Genomic DNA, 21,464 nt, shown 5'->3' on the forward strand with positions numbered 1-21,464 from the left:
GGCGATTACGCGACAGAACTTTGCGAGCGGAACAAAATGGGAGCCAGTAGTTGGCTACTCCCGAGCGGTGCGCATGGGCAATGTGATTCATGTTTCCGGCACCACAGCCACGGACGCAAGCGGAAACATCGTTGGCATGGGCGACGCCTACGTGCAAGCGGTGCACACGCTCAAGAATATTCAATCGGCATTGGAGCGCGCCGGCGCCAACATGAAAGATGTGGTGCGGACACGCATGTACGTCACCAACATTTCCGCTGACTGGGAAAAAGTTGGTCGCGCCCACGGCGAGTTCTTCAGTGAGATTCGTCCGGCAACCAGCATGGTGGAAGTATCAAAGCTGATTTCGCCGGAGATGCTCGTAGAGATTGAAGCGGAAGCGATCGTGGTGGAGTGAATCGGCGTACTGCAAGACTCGAGCGCTGAGTATTTCTGATCAAGAGTTTCTTTCAATCGGGCAGCAAGCCCGGCTTGCGTGGCGAGCTGCCTGCGTCAGGCGCGGAGGGATTTCTGGTCGGAAAACTCTCGCGCGTTTGGAACGCAGCTATAAGCTTTGTTAAATCGACCAGCAGCAAGCCCGGCTTGCGCGGCGAGCTGCCTGCATCAGGCGCAGAGGGATTTCTGGTCGGAAAAACTCCCAAGCGGTTTGGAGCGAAGCGACATAATAAAAAGGCCAGCTCATATCGGCTGACCTTTGGAAATTACTATGTAAAAGAAGTTACTTCTTCGGAGCGATTACGTCTTTCACGGCCTTGGCAACGCGGAACTTTACCACGGTCTTGGCCGCGATTTTAATGGGTTCTCCGGTCTGCGGATTGCGTCCCATGCGCGCTTTCCGGTTGGACTTTACCAGGCGTCCCAGGCCAGGAATCACGAACACACCGTTCTTTTTTGTTTCCTTGATCGCGGTCTCCGCCAGCGTTTCCAGGAACGTTGCTGCGGTCTTGTTGTTCGTTTCCAGTTTCTCCGCCATGTGACGGACGAGTTGGGTCTTGGTCATGCCTGCTGCCATCTTTCCTCCTTGAAAATTGAACACTTGCGTCGGAATATGAGCACGTTTTGTTGCACTCATTGGGTATATTACATCAGCAAAGGGTCGATGCAAGCATTTTCACCTGATTTTATGCGGCTTTTTCTAGGGCCTCTGTGGAAAACAGGCATAAACAGCGGTGATAAACGATTGCATAGGTCTAGCGCCTATAGAAACTCAGGACGGCGTCACCCTGCCGCAACGTCCGATGCCGCCGCAGTGAACCAAATTCATTGCCGGGATCGAAATGCTTGTCATGCTCGGCAATCACCTGGCTCTCCGGGGCCAGCAACTGCGATTGGGACAGAAATCCAAGCACCTGCTCATAGTCGCCCACCTTGCGGTACGGCGGATCGAGAAAAACAAAGTCACACGTCACCGCTTGTGAATCCAGCATGCGCAAAGCGACCGCCGTATCACGTTCGATCACCTCTGCGCGTTCATTGATCCCCAGAGTATGCAAATTCTTGCGGATTGTCCGGGCCGCGGCGCTGGCAGACTCCACAAAATAGACGCTGCGGGCGCCTCGGCTCAGCGCCTCGATTCCGATGGCCCCGCTTCCGGCAAAAAGGTCGAGCCACACGGAATCAGCAACCATAGGCGCAACCACGTTGAAGAGTGTTTCCCGCAGACGGTCAGAGGTCGGGCGCGTATGCATGCCGGCAGGCGCTTCCAGCTTCCGGCTTTTAAATTTTCCCGCGATCACGCGCATGGCCAGTACTCCGCTACCTGACATCTAATCTACCGTATAGAATCACAGATTGGCTGGCGGTTCCGATTTACGCTGGATGAGCGAGCCCGACTTGCGCGGCGAGCTGCCTGCCACAAGCGCAGAAGGATTATTGGGCCACAGTTGCAGTCTAGCGGTTTGGAGCGAAGCGACAAGACTAATGAGAAATTGGTCAATATTCACGGTGCGATTCAGCGGAAGAGAAGTCCGCATTCACCTCACGTTTGTGGTCTTGCTGCTCTTTCTGCTGCTGGTGGAGGTGAACCGCAATGGCCCGCGGGTGGTCACGCGCGTTTTCATTATTACCGGATTGATTTTTCTCTCGGCCCTGTTGCATGAGTTCGGCCATGTGTGGGCTTCCGCGCGCCAGGGATTTCCCATTAAAGGCTTTGTCCTGCTGCCTATTGGCGGACTCACCATGGGCGACCCCAGCGCCCAGGAAGAAAGCGCCCGCAGTCTGCGCAAAGAGATATCCATCGCGCTCGCCGGACCGCTTGTGAATGCCTGTCTGGCGGGCATAACGGCATTGGCCATGCTGGCGATAGGCAAAGCGCAGATGCTTCGCCTCACGCCCCTGATTACGCCATTGAACCTCGCCACCAGCTTCTTCTGGATCAATGCCTGCCTTGTCGCAGTGAACCTGCTGCCGGCCTACCCAGTCGATGGCGGACGAATCCTGCGTGCGGTTCTCGCGCAGCGCATGGATTTTCGTCTGGCTACTCGCCGGTCGGTCAGCCTGGGCCAGATCTTTGCCGGGCTGTTCATGCTGGCCGGGGCCGCGCTCAATATCCAGGGGCTGATGCTGATTGGCTTCTTTATTTTTATCGCGGCGCAGATGGAAGAGCGCACCGTGATGTTCCAGACCGTAGTGGAAGCGGTACAGATGGAAGATATTATGCTCACGGAATTCTCCATCCTCTCACCGGCAGACACGCTGGAAGACGCGCTCAATAAGGCCGTCCACTGCTTGCAGGACGATTTCCCCGTGGTCAGCGGCGGCGATCTGGTAGGTGTAATCACGCGCCAGACGATTGTGGACCGTCTCCGCGCGGAAGGAAACGGCTACGTCCAGGGCGCAATGAGCAAGGCCTTTGAGATCGCTTCTCGAACGGAATCGCTCGGCTCGGCCTTCCGCAAGCTCACGTCGCGTGGCCTCAGCTTGATTCCCGTGGTCGATCAGGAACGGCTGGTAGGGATTGTCACTCTCCAGCACCTGATGCACAGCATGGGACTGCTGAATGAATCACGCAGGCTGAGAAGACGGATGGAAGAGCAGCCGTAAACAGCCCTCGGCATTCAGCCGGGACTATTCACCGCAAAGGCCGCAAAGTGCGCGAAGAAGAGTTTCAATTATTGCTCCAGTTCCTTTGCGTCCTTCGCGTCCGTTGCGGTAAATGGCTTTGGCTGACTGATGATCGCAAGTGTTACACTTCTCCGTTCTACCCACCTTGGAGAGTACCCGTGAAGAGGCTTTTTCTTTCTTTTTTCCTGATAGCGGCAGTTTGTGCCGTCGCCGCCGCGCAAGAGCTGACCATCGAATCCATTTACGCCCCCAATGGGCTCACCGGGCGCGCGCCGGACACAATTGAGTGGAGTCCTGACGGCAAGAAGGTCTCATACTTTCTGCATCAGGAGCAAGGCGACAAGGCCGACCTCTATTACATTGACGTGACCTCAGGCAAGCCGGCCGTGCTGGTGGCTTCAGAGAAAATTGCCGCCATGAAGCCGCCTGTCACCGGCTCCAAAGACGATCGCGAGAAAGACAATCGCGCGCGCTATCACGTTGCGGGATACCACTGGGCTCCGGATTCCGAGCATATCCTGTTCGACGCTAACGGCCAGCTCTGGTACTTCACATTGTCGTCTGGCAAATACATAGCCGTGAGCGCTCCCGGAGAATCCGCAACGGACCCCAAGTTCTCAGCCGACGGCAAGAGCGTTTCTTATATTCGCAAGCACAATTTGGTTGTGAAGCATATTGATGGCGGCGTGGAAAAAGCGCTCACCACGAACGGTGACGACAATCTGCTAAACGGCGAAGTGGACTGGGTTTATGGCGAGGAACTGGAAGTCCGCAGCAATTATTTCTGGTCGCCGGACTCGAGGAAGATTGCGCTGCTGCAAATGGACCAGACAAAGGTCCCTACTTATCCCATCACGGATTTCATTCCCCAGCACCCGACTGTTTACAACGAAAAATATCCCAAGGTTGGCGATCCCAATCCGCAGGTACAGCTTGGCGTGGTGAACGCCGGCGGCGGGGCCGTGAAGTGGTTTCACCTGACCGATGAAAAAGACATGTACATGCCGCGCTTCGGCTGGGTCAATGACAACATAGTGTGGGCCACTGTGCTCAATCGCGCACAGAACCAGTTGGATCTCTATTTTGTCGACGCAGCCAGCGGCAAGTCGCGGCGGGTGCTCACCGAAAAGAGTGACACATGGATTGAAACCGACAACAATCTGCAGTTCCTGAAATCCGGCGACAAGTTTACCTGGCCCAGTTGGCGCGATGGCCACACGCATCTCTATCTTTATTCCTTTGACAAAGCCAATCCTCTTTCCTCAGACGCCAAACTAGTGAACCAGATCACCAAAGGCGATTTTGAAGTACAGAAAGTCGCAGGATTTGACGACGAGGGCGGAACGGTCTTCTTCACCTCAAATGCGGGAGATGATCGCCAGGGACATCTTTGCAGCGTGAAACTGGATGGCAGCAACTTCCAGATTCTGACACAGAGCAAGCCCGGGATGCATGATGCCGTGCTGTCTCCCAATGCCAAAAACTACGTCGACCATTTTTCCGCGCTCATGACGCCTCCAGAGCTTGCCTTCTGCCGTGTGGGTGGAACCTGCGAAACCTTTTGGCGATCCAAGAGTATTGATTCCCTCAACCTGGTGGCGCCGCAATTCGTCGACTTTAAGGCTGAAGATGGAACAACATTGCATGGACTTTTGTTCCTTCCTCCCAATAGCGAAGGTAAGAAGATTCCGCTGGTCAATAATCCTTACGGAGGTCCGCATGGGCAGAGCGTGCGCAACGCCTGGGGCGGCGTTAATTTCCTCTTCAATGAGATCCTGATGCGCGATGGCATCGCCGTCCTGATCGTCGATAATCGAGGCATGGGCGCTCGGGGCAAGAAGTTTGCTGCAGCGTTGATCCATAACTTCGGCGAAGTCGAATTGAAGGACCAGCTCGCTTCCATCGATCAGGCGCTGCAAAAATTCCCACAACTGGATGGATCACGCATGGGCTGGTGGGGCTGGAGTTACGGCGGCTATATGACGCTTGAGGCCATGACGCACTCTGACCGTTTCAAGGCCGGAGTTGCTGTAGCGCCCGTAACAGACTGGAGAGATTACGACTCCATCTATACGGAGCGTTATGCTGGCTTGGTGCCGCAATATGAAGAAGGGTACAAGAAAGGCTCGCCCATTACGTACGCGGCCAACCTGAAAGGCCATCTGCTGGAAGTCCACGGAACCAGTGACGATAATGTGCACATGCAGAACACCATGCAGATGATCAATGCCTTCATCAACGCGGGCAAGCAGTTTGATTTGCAGCTTTATCCGCGCAAGACGCATAACATCTCCGGGCCAGGGACGCGCGTCCATTTGTATACCCGCATCCGGTCGCATTTCCACCGCGAACTCCTGGGGACGGAGTAGCCGACATTGAAAAACCAAACCATCACCCTGGGTGATTTTGAACTGACGTCCATCACGGACGGAACGTATGTAGCCGATGGTGGCGCTTTCTTCGGCATCATTCCCAAGGTTATGTGGCAGAAGAAAGTTCCAGCGGACGAGCTCAACCGTATCACCGTGAACTGCAATTCTGTTCTTGTCCGCACGGGGAAGCAGAACATCCTGATTGAAACCGGCATCGGCAATAAACTGGAGGAAAAGAGGAAGAAGATTTTTGAATCGCAGGAAAAGCTGTTGGAAAATCTGCGCGCCACCGGTGTTGCCCCGGAAGAAATCAATATTGTCATTAACTCTCACCTGCACTTCGATCATTGCGGCTGGAACACCGTTTACAAGAACGGCGCAGCCGTAGCCACGTTTCCCAATGCAAGATATTTCGCGCCAAAGGGCGAGTGGGAACATGGCAAGCTGCAAACGGAACGCGACCGCGTAAGCTATCTCAGCCCGAACTATGATCCCTTAATCCAAAGCGGCCAGATGCAGCTCATTGACGGCAACGCGGAAATCACCCCGGGAATTTCCGTGGAAGTCTGGCCCGGGCACACACGCAACATGTGGGCCGTGTTCCTTCGCAGCAGCGGCAAGACTGCTTGCTATATCTCTGATCTCATCCCAACCACATGGCACCTGGATCCCGTGTGGGCAATGGCCTATGATCTGTTTCCCATGGAGGTGCTGGACAATCGCAAGCGATATTACTCCCGCGCCATTCCAGAAAAGTGGCTCACTATGTTCACCCATGATCCCAACGTGCCGTGGGCCTATGTGGATAAGGTTGACGGCAAGATGACTTTCAAAGCCGCATAGCGCACGTGTCCATTTGGAACACGGGACTGCATCAAAATAACCCATAGATGCGAACAACCGACACGTGGCGCATCCTTGTCTTTTCTTAGCTATACTACCGCTTGGTCGATGGGTGGTTAATTGCTAGAGACTCTCTTGTAGTTTCTGCGGTAAACATAGTTCTCATGGAAGGTTAGTAACATGCGGTTGAAAACTATTTTTAGTATCGTTGTCGTCGCGGTCTCTCTGTTCGGAGCGTCTGGGCGCGCGATGGCCCTGCAGGGAACACCGGCCTTCAGCGCGACGCCATCTTCAGTGGATATGGGGCCTGTTGCCGTAGGCGTCCCCACGCCGTTTTTTGGTGCTCCGCCTCCATTTTTTCAGCCATTGCAGATCAATAATTCCGGCACGGCGGATTTGACGGCCACTTTCAGCTTCAGCTCTTCCGATTTCAGCTTTGATCCGGCCACCCATTTCGTTACTCCTGTAACGGTGGCGGCTGCGTCGAGCGTTATGGGCGGCCTACAATTCAAGCCGTCCGCCGCCGGTCCCAGGACAGGACAATTCATCAGCACCGACAATGCTCCTGGAAGTCCGCACACGGTTCAACTGATGGGGACCGGAATGAACATCGCCAGCAACGACTTTGGCGTGGTTCTGGACCCCGGCGCGCCGACGACGATTACCGTAAGTCGGGGACAAACAGCCACATTTACCGTTTGGTCCCTGGCCGGACCTGGATTGAACACGCCAATCAGCGCATTCGCCCAGGTCCAATGTACTGGTGGCCCAACCGGGACCATGTGTACAACGAACCCAACGGGGTTCTTCGCCTTGAATACGGGCAATCCACGAGCAAAGATAACAGTCTCGGTGACTCCGCCTGCTGCTGCGGCATTGTTGCATCGGAGCTTGCCTGTGTTGTGGGGTCTGGTGTGCTTGTCGGGAATCGTACCGGTCTTCCGGCGGCGCATGACGTGGGCCACGGCTGCTCTGGCCGCAGCAATGGTGTTTGCCGGTTGCCTGGTTGCCTGCGGAGGCAACTCCAATGGAGGAAACACGACGCCTCTTACAATCACAGTTGGCCAGCAGGTTGGTTCGACCGGAGTAAGCCATACGCTTACTGTCCCAATGAATGTTCAGTAACTGCTGGCGGTGGCCCGTCGATTTCAAGACCTTCCCACTTGACGTGTAAGATAGCTTGACCATGCGCGGGAAGGTTCTGATCCACCCAGTCCTGATCCTAATGTTGTGCGCGGCCTCTCCGGCGCAGAAGGTCCAATTTACTCCTGCCGAAAAGGCCGCCGTTCTGGAACGCATGAAGACCATTCCTGAGACCAATGCGGACCGGGCGGAAAAATTGGAAGAACTCTTCAGCAACGCCGGCTGCAACGGAAAGTCTCTGATGGAGCAAAAGGTGGATGGCGTTGATACACCCAACATTATCTGCCGGCTTGGCACTGAAAATGAAGATACGGTGATTGTGGGCGCGCACTATGACCGCAATTCATCCGCGCAGCGCCCGCTCGACAACTGGAGCGGGGCCGCAATTCTTCCGGCGATCTACCAGAGCCTGCGCAACAGAAAGCGCAGCCACAGTTTTCTATTCGTGGCGTTTGCGGATAGCGGCGCGAATCCCCTGGGCGCTCAATTTTTTGTCAACCACCTGGGCCGCACGCAGCTGGAGCGGACTGAGGCCATGATCAACGTGGATGCACTTGGCCTTTCACCAACAAAGATCTGGAGCGCGCATTCCGATAAGGACCTTGTCCATTCCCTGATCGTAATGGTCTATGCCTTGAAACTTTCCGCCAGCCAGATTGATATGGCGGCAGCAGGCACCACGGATTCCGATCCGTTTGCGGCGCGCCACATCCCGCAGATAACAATCCATTCGCTGACGCAGCAAAACGTCACCACTGGCGCGACCACGCAATTCCGTCCCAATAATTATTACGATACCTATCGCCTGCTGTGTGGTTACCTGGCTTATCTGGACCAGACGCTGAAGCCAAGGCAGCGCCCGGAATGAATGCTCTAGGGCAGTTCTTCAAATTTGATCGGCACGGCACCACGCTGTCGCGTGAGGTCATCGCCGGGCTGACCACATTTACTACCATGTCCTACATAGTGGTAGTGAATCCCGCGATCCTGGGCAATGCAGGCATTCCCGCAGGGCCAAGCTTTGTGGCCACGGTAGTGGCGGCGGCGTTTGGCTGCGCGCTGATGGGCCTTTACGCCAACCGTCCGTTTGCCATTGCGCCGTATATGGGTGAAAACGCGTTTATTGCGTTCACCGTGTGCGGACAACTTGGCTATAAATGGCAAACCGCGCTGGCAGGAATCTTTGTTGCCGGCGTGCTCTTTGTGCTGCTTACCGTGTTCCGCCTGCGGCAATGGGTGGTGGAAGCTGTACCATTGTCTCTGCGATACAGCTTCGCCGTTGGGATCGGCTTGTTCCTGACTTTCATCGGCCTGAACCAGACTGGGATTGTTGCGCTTGGAGTCACCGGTGCGCCGGTCCGCGCGGGGCATCTTACCAGCGCGCCAGTGCTGGTTGCGATCAGCGGTTTTCTGTTGCTTTCAATTCTGGTGGTCCGCAAAGTACGTGGCGCAATCTTGCTGGGTATTGTCGCAACGGCCATGATTGCCTTTGTAGCCCGGATCGTCGCGCCCCCTGCTCATCTGGTCAGTCTGCCACCGGGGCTTGGGCCGATCCTGTGGCAGCTTGATTTTCGCGGCGTATTCACATGGAGCGCTTTTCCCGTGGTGCTTACCATCTTCATCATGGCGTTTGTGGACACCATGGGAACTTTGATTGGCCTCTCCGCTCGCGCCGGCTTTCTGGATAAAAACGGCAACCTGCCGCAGATTGAGCGTCCCATGCTGGTGGACGCGCTTTCCACATGCCTGGCTCCCGCCGTGGGCACAACAACGGCCGGCGCTTATGTGGAATCAGCTACCGGAATTGAGGCGGGCGGGCGCACCGGATTAACCGCTCTGGTGGTTGCTGGCTGTTTTGCGTTGACGTTGTTTTTTGCGCCGTTTGTCACGTCGGTGCCTCCGCAGGCATACGGGCCCGCGCTGATCATCGTGGGACTATTCATGCTGGAGCCGATCACACGCATTGACTTCACTGACTATTCTGAATCGATTCCGGCGTTCGCCGTGGTGGCCTTGATGTGCTTCACGTTTAATATCGCTGTGGGCATCAGCGCCGGCTTTGTTCTTTATCCATTGTGCAAACTTGTTGCCGGAAAGATTCGCCAGGTGCGGCCCGGGCTTTATGTGCTGACCGCTCTTTGTCTGTTGTTTTTTATCTTCTATCCGTACGGATGATTTTTCTGGCGATGCACGGTGCAAGAAGCGCACAGGAGCAGGATGATCGACAGGGAGCAGAATGAACCGTAACGAACTCATAGATAAAACGATCCAGTTGGCGATTGATAACGTAAATCGTGGCGGCGGGCCATTTGCCGCGATTGTGGTCAAAGATGGAGAGATCATCGCCAGCGGAGTAAATCAGGTTACGCCAACTCTTGATCCCACGGCCCATGCTGAAGTTGTGGCCATACGCGCTGCGTGCCGCGTGTTGAACCATTTCGAGCTTAGCGGATGCGAGATTTATTGCAGTTGTGAGCCGTGCCCCATGTGCCTGGGCGCGATCTATTGGTCGCGTCCCGCGCGCGTCTTCTTTGCCGCCACCGCAGGTGCTGCCGCGGACGCGGGCTTTGACGATTCATTCATCAAGACGCAAGTGTGTCTGCCTTTGGCACAGCAGGAATTGCCCATTGAGCAACTTATTGATGCAAAGGCGCTGGCGCCTTTTGAAGCGTGGAAGTCCAAGGCGGACAAGATAACCTACTAAGCTCAGGATGGCTGTAAACCATCCGTACACAGCTTAATCTATAAGAAACTTAGAAGGTAGAACCAACCGCCTCAGGCTTGAAATCTGAAAGTTGCTGAAAGCCCCGTATAACCTGCATTTGCGACGGTTTTCTCTTGACGAGCAGGAACTCTGCTTCGTACACTCCTTGACCTGCCCTGAAATGTGCCCTGTTGTCCTGCGCAGCTAAAGGAGTATCTGTGTTCAAGCCCTTGTTCGGAACACCCGTTTCTGGTCGTTCTCTGGCCGCAATGTTTGGCCCGCGAAGCCTCACGTTTGTCTGCACCGTCATTGTTGTGCTCTTGGGATTTCTGAGCAGCGCTTTAGCCCAGGACAAGCCGGCTGATTCGCAGCCAGGCGCTTCTGTCGCAGCCGGACAGACCTCATCCGGCGATTCATCGCAGACCCAGGCCGCTGCCGTCGTCGGCGCAGGGCAGACGCAGCGTTTAATCCACATTGTGCCGTTTGGAAAGGTGGGAAGCGCAATTCAAAAAGGCTTCGCTCCAGCGGGGGCGCACCTGACGTATTGGGGCGGGCCGGTGATCTCAAATATCCACATAGTGGCCGTATTCTGGGGGCCCAACGTGAACGCAGCCATTACGGGCGCTCCGGGCATTGGGCAGTTCTTTACTGATATCACTACGAGCAGATATTACGATTTGCTTTCAGAGTACAGCACGGTGGGAATCACGGGATCTGGAATCCCGGCAACGAGCAGCAACCAGAATATTGGACATGGCGTCTTTGACGGAAAATTCACCATTACGCCATCGACTTGTCCCGGGCCGACGGCCTGTACCGTCTCAGATGCCCAAGTGGCGGCTGAGTTGACGCGCCAGATCATTGCCGGAAATTTGCCGCAGCCTGTAAGCGATATCCAGGGCAATGTGAACTCCTTCTACATGATCTACTTCCCGCCCGGAGTCACCATTGCCGTTGATGCAGCCACAAAAAGCTGCGTACAGTTCTGCGCTTATCACTCCAACACTCCTGCCAGTTTCACGCCAAAACTGGTGCCGTACGGGGTTGAGCCGGATTTTGCGCCTCCAAGCGCGTGCGCTCTTGGTTGCGGCGGCAATCCCGCCATGTTCGATAACGTAACCGAGGTGACCAGCCACGAAATGTCTGAGGCTGTTACCGACGCGCAGGTTGGATCCGCCACCACTACAGCGCCTCCATTGGCCTGGTATGACCCTGATCCGGCTACCAATCCTCTGGGAGAAATTGGGGATATCTGCGTTGGGCAGGGGGCCATTGTGAATGCCGGTAGCACCACTTACGTGGTGCAGCAGGAATTTTCCAACGTGCAAAATGACTGCGTGGACGCACCGCCGGTATTCAACATGGCCAGCCCTGCCGCTGGTGTAGCGCCATCGTTGCCCTTTAACATAACCCTGACGGTCCAAAGCAGCGCGAACCCATTCACGCTGACCGGTTACACCGGAACGGTCCATTTCACCAGTTCAGATACCCAGGCTATTTTGCCGGCTGATTACACTTTCCTGCCATCCGATGCAGGCACGCACATATTTCCTTTTACCCTGAAAACGCTGGGTGACCAGACGATCACGGTCACAGACACGCGTTCGGCAGGCTTTACCGGCACCGCGACCATCAATGTAAACACGACTCCTGACCTGACAATCAGCAAGAGCCACGCAGGAAGCTTTTTCGTCGGGCAAACGGGCGCCACTTACACGCTCACGGTTGCCAACACGGGACATGGCCCGACTTCAGGGACCGTTACGGTGATTGACAACCTGCCCAGCGGGCTGACGGCCACAGCAATCAGCGGGACCGGTTGGACTTGCACTCTGGGAACGATCACTTGCACGCGCTCCGACGCACTTGTCGCCAACAACAGCTACCCTGCAATCGCTCTGACGGTAAATGTTTCCGCAAATGCGCCTTCATTGGTCACAAATACCGCCACGATTTCCGGCGGCGGCGAGACGAATATCGCCAACGATACAGCCTCTGATCCTACCAGCGTGTTGGCTCCTGACCTCATGGTGGCCATGGGTCACTTCGGCCCTATCAATGGGAACTTCTTTCAGGGGGAAACCGGGGCCACGTACATCATCACCGTTCAGAACCCGGGAAACCTAGCAACCTTTGGAACGGTAACCATGGTGGACACACCGCCTGTTAGTGGTCTGATTCCAACAGCAATCAGTGGAACGGGATGGAGTTGCACTTTGGCAACTCTTACATGCACGCGTAACGATGTTTTGGCTGCGTTCTCTTCCTATCCGCAGATCACCGTAACCGTGGATGTACCTCTGGGTGCACCAGCCAATGTAATTAATACGGCGACAGTTTCCGGTGGCGGCGAGGTCAATACCGCCAACGACGTAACACAGGACCCCACCGTGATTCTTCCGCCGCCCAATCCCGACCTCACCCCCTTCATGGACCATTCATTCAACAACTTTGTGCAGGGCCAGAGCGGCGGCTTTTACAGGATTGATATCACCAACGTGGGAACGGCCATTACTTCCGGCGTGGTCACTGTCTCTGACACTCTGCCAACCGGCCTGACGGCGACAGACGTGAGCGGAATCGGTTGGACCTGCACGGCGGGCGTCACCTCAATATGCACGCAGTCGACCCCCCTGCAGTTCAACAATAGCTATGCCCCGATCTTTATCACGGTGGCCATTGCCGCCAACGCGCCCACTAGCGTCGTTAACACGGTGACGGTTTCCGGCGGCGGTGAAGTGAATGTGGCAAACGACACTGCCAGCGATCCCACATCAATTGCGGTTCCGCTCGTGGACCTGTCGCCGTCGGTAGCTGGAAACGCATTTCAGGCGGAAGGGGACACCGGCGTCAATTACCCCATCCTCATTCAAAATAATGGAAACGTTTCTTCAAGCGGAACCATGACTGCCGTTACGACTCTCTCTACGGGTCTTACCGCTTCGGCGATCAGCGGCACCGGATGGACTTGCACCCTGGCCACGCTCACCTGCACCCGCTCGGATGCTCTGACACCTTTTAACATCTTCACGATCAACGTTACGGTGAATTTCGCCAAGAACGCACCGGCCAATGGCAGCGTGAGCGAAACCGTTTCCGGCGGCGGCGATGGAAACAGCGCCAACAACACAAGCTCTGAGTTCGTGAATATTCAGCCCATGCTGAGCATTAGTCCACTTGGGAACCCTCAGACAGTCAACGCCGGAACATCGGCCGCCTATTTGATCCTGGTGAACCCCTTGCCGATCGCCGGTCCCGCCACCATGAATTGCAGTGGATTGCCGGCCGCAACAACCTGCACTTTCAGCCCTGCCACGGTGCCAGCCGGAGTTGGCGGTGTGGGAGTCACTCTCACGATTAACACCACCGCGAGGACGGCGGCCGTCATCGATCCTGGCGCAGGCCCGCGGAACTACAGGCCCCTTTTCCCGCTACTTCTCTTGCTTACAACGGTACTGGCTGCCATCAGCCTGCGCCATGGCCTGGCCCAGGGTAGAGGGCTTAAACCGGCGCTGGGATTACGCATGAGTGTGGTGGCCGGGCTCTTGCTGCTTGCGGCGCTCTCCGGTTGCGGTGGAGGCGGAGGCAGTAAAAACACTACGATTGTGCAGAATCCGCAAGGTACTCCGGCGGGCACTTACACGGTTACGGTGAATGCAATCAGCCCGAACGCGAATGCCTCTGCCCCGGTGACCCTGATTGTGAAATAGTTTCAGCCTGGTTGATCTGATTGATGAGAACCTCAAATGGGGCCTGACCTGCTCGCACGTTCACTTCAGGAATTTCTGGCTGCCTCGCGCAACGCCGTGGTCCTGGAAGACGGGCAGGTGTTATTCGATCTTGAAACAGCGCAATATTCTCTGTCATCGGAAAAAGGCCGGTGCCTGCTTCATCTGTGGTCGCAAGAGCGCAACACCGTGCGCCACGTGCTTGATGCCGAATTGAAAAATGGCACGTTGACGTTGACCGTTCGGCGCTTCGGACAGGCGCGCCCGATCAAGATGGAGATATGCCGCGACCGCGATCGCCGTCCCCCGACGGCGCAGAAAGCTGCCCGTAGCCGCTATGCGCGACTCCTGGAGCACACTTTGCGTCGCCAGATGCCGGGCTGGTCGCTGGATAAAGGCAGACTTTCCACTTCCATGGACCTGGAGCGCAGCTTTTCTCCGGTGTACGCGCGCGGCTTGGTGCGTAAAGACCGAAGCGCCTTTGCCGTGATGGGCGTGAATCAGCAGGAGACGCAAGGCTCGATTGACGCGGGGCTTACCTTCGGCCTGCTCTGGCTGGATGCATGCCGGGAGCGTGAAGCTGGACGCTCTGTTGTGGAAGGCTTGCGGCTTTATGTTCCGCCAAAAAGTTCGGCGACATTGCAGATTCGGCTGGCGCATCTCAACCATGCAGCCGCAAAGTTTCAGCTGTTTGAATTCGACGAGCGCGACGAATCTTCAACCCAGATAGATCTTGCCGATCACGGCAACATACAAACACGCCTTGTGCGGCTGCCGGACGCTGCGCAGGTACGCTCACGTTTTGCCGCGACCATAAGCAAGATCATGGCGCCGGCACCGCAAGCGGAGATCACTCTCGTCTCTGCGACTGAACTGTCTTTTCGTCTCCACGGATTGGAGCTTGCGCGCGTGAGGCTGGCCAATGCTCCGGGAACATTTCAGGTGACGGAAGAAGTTATCTTTGGCCCGCCCGGCTACGAAACGCGATTGAACGAAGAAACCTCGCCTGCTTTCGAAGAGTTCATAAGAATCGCGGTGGAAGGTCGCAGCCCGAGTGGCGACCGTCGTGATCCGCTATGGCGCATGTATCCGGAGCGCTGGCTCGAATCGCTGGTGTTCAAGAACGTTGCAGCCATTGATTCCCGGCTGGATCCCGCTCGTGTGTATTCGCAGGTGCCGGCCTTTTCCGCCTCCGATCGCGCCATGATTGACGTGCTGACCTGTACGCGTGATGCGCGGCTTGCCGTCCTGGAGCTGAAAGCGGATGAAGATATGCACTTGCCGCTCCAGGGTCTAGATTACTGGGCGCGCGTGCACTGGCACCATAGCCGCGGCGAGTTCCAGCAGTATGGATATTTCCCCGGCCTTCAACTTTCGCCTCAGCCGCCGTTGTTGATGCTCATCGCGCCATCATTGCGCGTGCATCCAGCCACGGATACTGTGTTGCGATATTTTTCGCCCGCGATTGAATGGTCGTTGATCGGCGTGGACGAACGCTGGCGCGAGGGGATCAAGGTGATTTACAGGAAGAGTTCTGCACAAAGGATGACGGCATGAATGCTCCTGAAATGAGTGCGACCCCGCTTGCTGTGAATGAAACTGATGCAACCTGGCGTCGTTTGTTTTTGCGCACATATGAGATTTACTGGGAGCAATTCGCGATATTCTTCCGGATGGCTTTGGTTCCAGCTGTTGTTGCATACGGCTTCACTCTGTTCTGGCGGATTGCTACGCGATGGGTCCTTCATCAGCTTCCGTCCCGTTCTGTCCAGCGGGGCCTGGTGGGAATATTGAATGGGTGGGGTTCTGGCGCTGGGTATTGGATAATAAGTGCATTCTTCTTCGCTGCCGTTGCCGCTCACGTCCTAGCGCCGAAATCGCTTCATGAGTCGGCGATTTCCGACGCTTATTCAGTTGCCAAAAGCCGCCTGGGAGAGCTCGTTACAATCGCATTGCTGACGTGGACACTTTTTTGGTTTCTGCGAGGGCTGGCAGCGTTTGCGATTCTTTGGCCGCTCCTAGGGCGGATTTCCTCTCGATACAACTGGCTATTGGAGTTACTGCTCGGCTTACTGTTGGTCGTGATAGGAGGTCTGCTGTCCAGGCTAGGACTAGTTATTCCTGAGCTAGTTCTGCACCCCGACACGCAGCTCAAAACAGCAATCAAAAACAGTTTGAGAAAAAGCGAGGGTTGGGAACGCTTTTTCATTCTGCTACTGGCCAAGTCTGCGGTCATTGCCTATTGCGCTTACTGGCTACTCGGCATTGGAATGGACTTTCTCTGGGAACGAAGCCGTGTCGCCCCTGATGTCTACTCCTGGTTGGAATGGGTCCTCTATATTGTCACAGCGGCAGTTCTGGAGCCGCCATTGTTCATTGCATTTTCCTTGCTTCACCGGGAAATTGAGAGCAGCACGAATCAGACGGAATCCGTCGAGGCTTCAGCTGAAGGCTGCAATACGTCTTTCTCTCCGCGATAGACCCTCATCGCACCACGCGCTATTCTGCGTAGAGGTAGTTCACCGCGATCATTGGCAAAGAATATTTCTCCTACTTTGTGGGTGCGATAGTACCAACGTTTGAGGATGGCCAACTCCTGGCTGAAACGCTGTGCCGACGAGTTTCCTTTGGTCACGGTCGATTCTAAGGCGGCGCGAAGGCGGCTATCGAGGACTTGGGCGGACAGGGGCTCCGTTAGTGCCGGCTGCGGTGGCTTATCGGGATCCGGAGGCGGCTCCTGGTTTTCAGGCTTGAGATTTTCTGATTCCTTGTTTTTTGATTCGACACCTTCTGGTCCAAGGTCTTCCGATCCCGCCGTATCCGATTCCATTGGGGTCGGTTGCGGACCGACGAGTTCACCGCCATGAAAGCGAAACAACGCCACAGACTTCGCTTCAGCCGATGGCTGAATGATCACCGCGTCCAGGCGATCCAGGCGGCCACAAATGTCGTCGCAGGCGGAGAGAATAGTTTTGACCTTGGCGACTTTGGCGTGTTGCGCCGCGGCGCCCTCAAAATCCAGGGCAGCTGAGAGCCGTTCCCGCTCGGCTTCCATCTCGCGCAGCAGAGACTGTCCGCCGGAATCAAAATACTCCTGCACCCGCGCAACTTCGGCCGCATACGCTTCGTCGGTACAGCCCTTGAAGCATGGCGCAAGACACATTTTCATCTCTGAATAAACGCAGCCGGGAAAACTGGGATCGGGATTCAGATCAAACGTGCAGCGCCGCATCTTAAACAGGTCGAGCGAATCGTTGAGAAACTTGTCTGCCACGGCGCGCGAACGGAATGGGCCGTAGTAGAGCGAGCGTCCGCCAAGCTTGCCGATGCGCGTGGTTACATAAGCGCGCGGATATTCGTTTTCTAGATTCAGGCGGATGACCGGGGCGGGTCGAAGGCGAAGGCGTTTCTGGTATGTGTCCGGAAACTCCTGCCGCAGGGTTTGGTAGAGCAACAGCACGGACTCAAAGTCAGATCCGGTAAGGGAATAATCGATCCTGGCGGTGCGCTCGCGCAGATTCAGGCGCTTGGACTGTGATTCCGGCGGAGCCAGCAGCCGCTGCAGGCGTTTTCTGAGGTTGGTGGTCTTGCTGACGTAAGGCTCGGCGTCTTGGTCGGCTCCGCGCAGGGCGAAGACTGCCGGCGCCGCAGGGAATTGAGCAAAGAAATCCGCAGCATGATTAGCCGAGAACGAGATGGAATGCGCTAGCAACTCCTGAGCACCTGATCACAAAACTACATTGATCTATTCAGTCTGGCACAGGGCAATGCTGGTGCGCATCAGGAATGTAAATGGCAGAGAGACTTTGTTTGCGAGTTTTCCAGAACAGGATTCATGGAGCTGCGGAAAACGTGCACGCGTTATCTGGGCGGCTTTACAGGCTGAGTTGATGTGTCGGTCGCGATTTCCACGGCTTCCTCTGACCGATGGCTTCTGTACTGTGGATTTGGTTGGAAAGCGAAGCCGCACGCGACTGCTCCGGCGTTTTTCTCACACCGTCATCAGATCCTAAGTCCTCTTCTTCACAGCCTGTGCACGATGAATCGCCAGTATCCATCACTGTTTGCACGATATCCGAAGCTTCCACAGGCATCGGCTACTACTACTGTATTTATATAAATATAAGTCTTTATATTCTTAGAAGAAGTAAGCGACAGGCGTTTCACAAGGAAGGCCGGGGCGTCCGTATCGGAGACTTTAATTTCAGCAGCAAGTCTTAGTCTTTATAAAAACGAGAGGGAACCAGATTAGGCTCTGGTTTTGTGGAGCGTCCTGAAGTCTGGGCCCTTCATGGTGCGGACGCGGCACATATCATGCAGGCGTGAGCGCATACGGTCGGTAATACGGTCTCCCAAAGTTTCCTCGCGCGAGGCAGAGCGGGCGTCTTCTTCTTCGCGGGATTTTTTGAGTCGTGAGATTTCCTTTTCCGCCTTGCCAGATGGCCCATCAGGGAAATTAGTGGTGATGATGGTAGTCTTCTGTTCGTTATAGCGGCTGTTCAGGATGTAGCTGACAGTGTCCCAGACCCACTCTGACGATTTCACCGCGCCGAGTTCGTCCAGCACCAGCACTTCAGCTTCAAGAATCGGCCTGAGGATTTCTAGCTCCGTGGCCTGGACCGCCGGATTGTAAGAGTTCTGGATTTCCTTGAGCAGCTCGCGATAGTCGCAGAAGCGGCAGGGGACGCCTTTATCCTGCATTAAAGCCTGAATCATTCCCACCGCCAGATGCGTTTTGCCTACGCCGATGGAGCCGATCAGCAGCATGCCCTGCTTTTCCAGCGGATACTCCTGCACAAAACGCAGCGCGTCACGATGAGCGTTCCTGACTGAAAGTGAGATCTCATGCAGCTCGAGGTTGAAATTAGCCAAAGAGCAATTTTTATAGCGGGCAGGGATGCCGGCTTTTTCCAGTAGTTGCTGGTTGCGCGCGGAGATGCGGCAATCACAGCGCGTCATGCGGCTGGCTTTGCCGGGAACCGCGACTTGCTTCCAGCCAGTGCCGTCACAAACGGGGCAAGCTTCTGCGGGCTGCGATTGATGCTGCGTTGCCATGATCAGGGAACAAGGTCTCTTTAAGAAAATACCACTATTCGGACAGATAAGGTGAGCTTCCGCAGAGAGAGAATTCTACTTGTGCACAGGATTTACACAGGCGATGCACTGCAAGCGGGCGTGTCTTACGCTGAAATAAAAACGGCGGCCCACAAGAGTGACCGCCGTAATTAATCCCGCGTGCTGGCTGCTAGTCGGCCGCATTTCCCTTCGACGGCGCAATCTGCTTTCCGCCTTCAGGGAAGATATCGAACACGTAATCATGTGCCGCGAGGGCTGCCGAGCTCAGGGTGCCTGCCTGGACGCGTTTAACGGCCTCTTCTCGCGTCAGGTCAAAGATGGCTTCGAGCATTTGCTTGCCTTCCTGCTTGTTGGCCTGGCCCACAACGAATAGCACGCGCGCGCTGTGCTGGATGTAGCGCGGCGAGGGCAGCTGCTTCATTAGCATTTCCATGATGAGGTTTGCTTTCTCGCGGTCAAAGCGGCCACGTTCGTTGCGGCGGTCTTGCTCGGCAAAGAATGCCTGCGTCCACTCATTGTGGTACTTCCAGAGTTTGTCGAACAGGTCTTTGGTAAAGCGCGTGCCGGCTTTCACGTGGTCGGCATTCTCCGCTGGCTCAACGCCGTCTTCAGTCATCGCCGGACGCTTAAGGTAGCCATCCTTGGTGATGGCGGCCTGATGGCGCAGCAGAGTCCAGAGCCAGGAGACGTCAATGCGGTACGTGGCCAGATCATTCATGAAGCGCAGCTTGAGTTCGTAGTCGTCAATGGCGGCGGCGAAGTTGCCGTTGAGAATCTGGAAGCCGTAATTCGCCGCCATATAAAACGCATGTTGAATGCGCTCAATAGTGATATCGCCCTTGGGGATGCCATAGATCGCTTCCCATCGCTCTGGTGAGAGAAGTTTTTCCGGCGTATCGAGCGATTCTTTGGTGATGACCTGCGGCGTGATCTTGCCTTGCAGGTTCAGCAGGCCGCGCGACTCAAGCACGCTGCGCTCAGCATCACTCAGGCCGCTGGTTGCGGTGGGCACAGCCTGCTCTTTTACTTTGACCATGTCTCTTGGCGCGTCAAGGATTGATTGAAGTTGCTCAACCTTGGCCTGCAACGGCGCATTGCCAGCAGCGACGTAGTCTTTTTCAGGACTGGCGACCCAGCTCTGCCGGTAAACGTCATAGAGATGGCCCTTGACGCGCTTCGACAGAATGTCATCGAGCGTGGGTTGCTGGTTGGGTGCAAGAGGCTCATCGGGGACAAAGATCAGGCCGAGCAGCCGCTCGCGCAGCTTGTCGATCACCATGGCGCGCAGGGCTAGCGGGTTGTAGCGGGAGCGTCCGTAGGGATCGCCAGCCTGATAAATCATTACGGCAGCCATGCCGCCGATAGGCGCGGCATTCTCCAGTTCGCCATTTTTCATCCCGCCCATCAGCATCATGAGCGCGTTGAAGCGCTGGTAGGCAATCATGTTGGGCGAGGCCATGCCGATGGATTGCGGGTCGGGATAAACGCCCTTGGGATCGTCCTTCCACATTTCAATCAGGCTGCCCAGGTAGTCCCAGCGGCCCACGTTGGTGCCCAGCAGACGGCGGCGCAGAGTCCACGCGATGGCAGGCAGCGTGCGGCCGGCGTTGCCTTCTTCATAGAGCATCTTGATCTTGATGGAGCCTGCGACAATGCCGATCATGCCTTCCAGGCGCGAGAGAATCTTTTCAACGATCAGAGCTTCTTTGGGCGTTTGCAGTTTGGGGATGTAGAAATACACGCCGCTACCCGCGTTCTTGAGCGAGTCATAATTGTTGAACGCCCAGAGAGTGGCGACCACGATGGTGGCTGGCGCGGGACGGCCGTCGACCGTGACGTGATCGTAGTTGATGTGAAGTCCGGGTGGGCGGCCAAAGCGCGTGGGCCACTGTGCCGGAGGCTTGGTGATGTTGTAAGCGCGCGTCTTGCCCTTCTTCACTACTTCATAGGGCTTGCCGGTCCAGTTGCCGGCAAAAATCTCTTTCGCATTCTGCAGCGCGGCAAATACGCCAACAGGCACGTTGCTGGGCGTGCCGTCAGGCAGGAAATGCGTAGGCGAGGCGTCTTCAAAGTCCGGCATGTTCATGGGCGCGGGGCTGTTGAGCGCGTTGAAAGCCATATCCAGCGGATGCCACGGCCCGGTGAGCTCCAGGCCGGGATTCTTCAGAGGATGAGCGTCTTTGGGGATAGGCACTTCATCATTAAGCCGCCAGCGCCACTCGGTTTCACGTCCCAGAAAATTGTCGATCATCCCTTGGACGATCTGGCGATAGGTCCACGTTCCGCCCTTGATCGGGTCTTCAAACTTCTCTTCCCACCTGGGCCAGGCATATTTCTCACGCACCGGCGCAGGCGATTCAAGAATCTGGCGGCGCGCGGTCAAAGCAGTGGCGATCTCCGGTCGCAGTTCACGGGTGAGCGTGGTGATGGTCTCCTGGACGTTGACATCGCGGCCATTCACCTTCTTGGCGCCGAAGAGGTCAGGGAATTTTTGAAGGATGTCACTGCGGATCATGGGCAAGGGCTCCTGGGCTG

At 55.9% G+C, this 21,464-nt stretch carries 16 protein-coding genes; 11 read left to right on the forward strand and 5 right to left on the reverse strand.

The window, feature by feature from the left end:
* Nucleotides 1–4: 4 nt before the first annotated feature.
* Nucleotides 5–397: a RidA family protein gene (locus tag LAO76_17430; protein ID MBZ5492707.1), complete on the forward strand. Its 393-nt coding sequence runs from the start codon at nt 5–7 to the stop codon at nt 395–397.
* A 321-nt stretch (nt 398–718) separates the two neighbouring features.
* Here the strand turns inward: LAO76_17430 and LAO76_17435 are convergent, their stop codons facing one another.
* Both LAO76_17435 and rsmD read right to left on the reverse strand, forming a co-directional pair.
* Entirely contained in the window at nt 719–1,012 is a 294-nt protein-coding gene (locus tag LAO76_17435; protein ID MBZ5492708.1) for an HU family DNA-binding protein, read from the reverse strand.
* Nucleotides 1,013–1,190: 178 nt separating this feature from the next.
* On the reverse strand, nt 1,191–1,742 hold the full coding sequence (rsmD, locus tag LAO76_17440) for a 16S rRNA (guanine(966)-N(2))-methyltransferase RsmD (GenBank protein ID MBZ5492709.1): 552 nt from the start codon (nt 1,740–1,742) through the stop codon (nt 1,191–1,193).
* 178 nt (nt 1,743–1,920) lie between these two features.
* Between rsmD and LAO76_17445 the strand changes: the two genes are divergently transcribed.
* The 10 genes from LAO76_17445 (at nt 1,921) to LAO76_17490 (ending at nt 16,333) form a co-directional block, all read left to right on the forward strand.
* The gene (locus LAO76_17445) at nt 1,921–3,042 is read left to right on the forward strand and encodes a site-2 protease family protein (protein MBZ5492710.1); all 1,122 of its coding nucleotides are present in this window, start codon (nt 1,921–1,923) and stop codon (nt 3,040–3,042) included.
* 179 nt (nt 3,043–3,221) lie between these two features.
* Nucleotides 3,222–5,432, forward strand: coding sequence for a S9 family peptidase (locus LAO76_17450; protein ID MBZ5492711.1), 2,211 nt, complete (start codon nt 3,222–3,224; stop codon nt 5,430–5,432).
* Nucleotides 5,433–5,438: 6 nt separating this feature from the next.
* Nucleotides 5,439–6,278: an MBL fold metallo-hydrolase gene (locus LAO76_17455; protein MBZ5492712.1), complete on the forward strand. Its 840-nt coding sequence runs from the start codon at nt 5,439–5,441 to the stop codon at nt 6,276–6,278.
* A 180-nt stretch (nt 6,279–6,458) separates the two neighbouring features.
* Nucleotides 6,459–7,403, forward strand: a complete 945-nt coding sequence (locus LAO76_17460) for a hypothetical protein (protein ID MBZ5492713.1) — start codon at nt 6,459–6,461, stop codon at nt 7,401–7,403.
* Nucleotides 7,404–7,464: 61 nt separating this feature from the next.
* The gene (locus LAO76_17465) at nt 7,465–8,289 is read left to right on the forward strand and encodes a M28 family peptidase (GenBank protein MBZ5492714.1); all 825 of its coding nucleotides are present in this window, start codon (nt 7,465–7,467) and stop codon (nt 8,287–8,289) included.
* The gene (locus LAO76_17470) at nt 8,286–9,596 is read left to right on the forward strand and encodes an NCS2 family permease (GenBank protein MBZ5492715.1); all 1,311 of its coding nucleotides are present in this window, start codon (nt 8,286–8,288) and stop codon (nt 9,594–9,596) included. Before LAO76_17465 ends, LAO76_17470 begins: the two co-directional genes overlap by 4 nt.
* Nucleotides 9,597–9,657: 61 nt before the next feature.
* Complete coding sequence (locus LAO76_17475) at nt 9,658–10,125, forward strand: nucleoside deaminase (protein ID MBZ5492716.1); 468 nt, start codon at nt 9,658–9,660, stop codon at nt 10,123–10,125.
* 920 nt (nt 10,126–11,045) lie between these two features.
* A complete protein-coding gene (locus LAO76_17480; GenBank protein ID MBZ5492717.1) occupies nt 11,046–13,835 on the forward strand; it encodes a DUF11 domain-containing protein in 2,790 nt (929 codons plus the stop codon).
* Between the two features lie 36 nt (nt 13,836–13,871).
* Nucleotides 13,872–15,410: a hypothetical protein gene (locus LAO76_17485; GenBank protein MBZ5492718.1), complete on the forward strand. Its 1,539-nt coding sequence runs from the start codon at nt 13,872–13,874 to the stop codon at nt 15,408–15,410.
* Nucleotides 15,407–16,333: a hypothetical protein gene (locus LAO76_17490; protein MBZ5492719.1), complete on the forward strand. Its 927-nt coding sequence runs from the start codon at nt 15,407–15,409 to the stop codon at nt 16,331–16,333. The genes LAO76_17485 and LAO76_17490 overlap by 4 nt, the downstream gene beginning before the upstream one ends.
* Here LAO76_17490 and LAO76_17495 read toward each other — a convergent pair.
* The 3 genes from LAO76_17495 to LAO76_17505 all read right to left on the reverse strand — a co-directional run bounded on the left by LAO76_17495 (nt 16,273) and on the right by LAO76_17505 (nt 21,444).
* Nucleotides 16,273–17,565: an excinuclease ABC subunit C gene (locus tag LAO76_17495; protein ID MBZ5492720.1), complete on the reverse strand. Its 1,293-nt coding sequence runs from the start codon at nt 17,563–17,565 to the stop codon at nt 16,273–16,275. The two genes, LAO76_17490 and LAO76_17495, sit on opposite strands and share 61 nt — an antisense overlap.
* Nucleotides 17,566–18,101: 536 nt before the next feature.
* Nucleotides 18,102–18,908, reverse strand: a complete 807-nt coding sequence (locus tag LAO76_17500) for an ATP-binding protein (protein ID MBZ5492721.1) — start codon at nt 18,906–18,908, stop codon at nt 18,102–18,104.
* Between the two features lie 190 nt (nt 18,909–19,098).
* Nucleotides 19,099–21,444 (reverse strand): malate synthase, encoded by a 2,346-nt coding sequence (locus LAO76_17505; GenBank protein MBZ5492722.1) that lies wholly within the window; start codon nt 21,442–21,444, stop codon nt 19,099–19,101.
* Between the last annotated feature and the right edge of the window lie 20 nt (nt 21,445–21,464).

Source organism: Terriglobia bacterium (genome assembly GCA_020072645.1).
Lineage (GTDB): Bacteria > Acidobacteriota > Terriglobia > Terriglobales > Acidobacteriaceae > Angelobacter.

Bases quoted from the DNA above. Each gene is read 5' to 3' on its own strand.
- LAO76_17435 (MBZ5492708.1), bottom strand. From the start codon at position 1,012: ATGGCAGCAGGCATGACCAAGACCCAACTCGTCCGTCACATGGCGGAG.
- rsmD (MBZ5492709.1), bottom strand. From the start codon at position 1,742: ATGCGCGTGATCGCGGGAAAATTTAAAAGCCGGAAGCTGGAAGCGCCT.
- LAO76_17445 (MBZ5492710.1), top strand. From the start codon at position 1,921: ATGAGAAATTGGTCAATATTCACGGTGCGATTCAGCGGAAGAGAAGTC.
- LAO76_17460 (MBZ5492713.1), top strand. From the start codon at position 6,459: ATGCGGTTGAAAACTATTTTTAGTATCGTTGTCGTCGCGGTCTCTCTG.
- LAO76_17465 (MBZ5492714.1), top strand. From the start codon at position 7,465: ATGCGCGGGAAGGTTCTGATCCACCCAGTCCTGATCCTAATGTTGTGC.
- LAO76_17470 (MBZ5492715.1), top strand. From the start codon at position 8,286: ATGAATGCTCTAGGGCAGTTCTTCAAATTTGATCGGCACGGCACCACG.
- LAO76_17475 (MBZ5492716.1), top strand. From the start codon at position 9,658: ATGAACCGTAACGAACTCATAGATAAAACGATCCAGTTGGCGATTGAT.
- LAO76_17480 (MBZ5492717.1), top strand. From the start codon at position 11,046: ATGATCTACTTCCCGCCCGGAGTCACCATTGCCGTTGATGCAGCCACA.
- LAO76_17485 (MBZ5492718.1), top strand. From the start codon at position 13,872: ATGGGGCCTGACCTGCTCGCACGTTCACTTCAGGAATTTCTGGCTGCC.
- LAO76_17490 (MBZ5492719.1), top strand. From the start codon at position 15,407: ATGAATGCTCCTGAAATGAGTGCGACCCCGCTTGCTGTGAATGAAACT.
- LAO76_17500 (MBZ5492721.1), bottom strand. From the start codon at position 18,908: ATGGCAACGCAGCATCAATCGCAGCCCGCAGAAGCTTGCCCCGTTTGT.
- LAO76_17505 (MBZ5492722.1), bottom strand. From the start codon at position 21,444: ATGATCCGCAGTGACATCCTTCAAAAATTCCCTGACCTCTTCGGCGCC.